Annotated in this window: 1 protein-coding gene; it reads right to left on the minus strand. The window is 42.0% G+C overall.

What is annotated here, in order from left to right; all coding sequences use genetic code 11:
• Nucleotides 1-926, minus strand: a 926-nt coding sequence (gene tnpB, locus E2980_RS23930; protein WP_135154718.1) for an IS200/IS605 family element RNA-guided endonuclease TnpB, incomplete at its 3' end; no start/stop codon positions are given.
• Between the last annotated feature and the right edge of the window lie 97 nt (nt 927-1,023).

Consider the following 1,023-nt stretch of genomic DNA (forward strand, 5'->3'; position numbering starts at 1 on the left):
GCTACAACAATACGACCATACCACTTCGCTTTGTACTCCAGCATCGAGCGAAATTGGGACCAGGAAACTTCGTTGATCGCCTTGGCTAACTTATGATTCTTGACCATGTCGGCTACTTGTAAATCTTCAATCGCAATGATGTCGTGGTTTTTGACAATCTGCGTGGAGACCTTATCCAAGTAATCTTTACGGGCATTACTGATTATTTCATGTATTCGAGCCACTTTGATGCGTTGTTTGTTCCAGTTGGAGCTGCCTTTAATCCTTCGTGAAAGTGTGCGCTGTGCCCTTGCCAGTTTCTCTTCCAGTGTGCGAAAAAATTTGGGGTTTCCAAACACTTCTCCACTGGATAGAATGGCAAAGTCTTTCAGGCCAACATCGATTCCAATGGCTGAATTTGTTTCTGGAAGCTGTTGCACTTCCACTTCTGCAAGGACAGACACAAAGTATTTGCCGCTTGGATTACGTCTAACCGTAGCGCTCAGAATACGTCCTTCGACTTCACGACTTTTGGCAAACTTCACAAGTCCAAGCTTAGGTAACTTGATATGATTATCGATAACTGCAAGGTTTCCATTTGTGTAATTGGTTTGGTAAGACTGTACAGGATTTTTCTTGCTTTTGAATTGGGGTGCATCGTTCTGTTTTTTGAAAAAGCGATTGTAAGCATCGCTCAAATTCCGTAGTGAATTTTGCAGAGAAAATTTGTCTACTTCTTTCAACCAGTCTATTTCTTGTTTCAATTTTGTGAGTTCAGCAGAGCATGCACCATAACTTAAACCTTTACCTGTCTCTGTGTACGAGTCGTTCCATCGGGTTAGAAACCGATTAAACACAAATCGAGCGCATCCAATCGTCTTGTTAATAAGCGTGGCCTGCACTAACGTCGGGTAAATGCGGAATTTGTAGGCTTTATGATGCAGCATGACGAACACGGTCTCCTTTCGTTTTGGCATATACATCTATTTTAGCACACATGTTCGCATTGAAGTGTTGTTTTTGTTTGTATCCGTTTCCTAAACA

It is taken from the genome of Cohnella luojiensis (assembly GCF_004564235.1).
Classification (GTDB): domain Bacteria; phylum Bacillota; class Bacilli; order Paenibacillales; family Paenibacillaceae; genus Cohnella; species Cohnella luojiensis.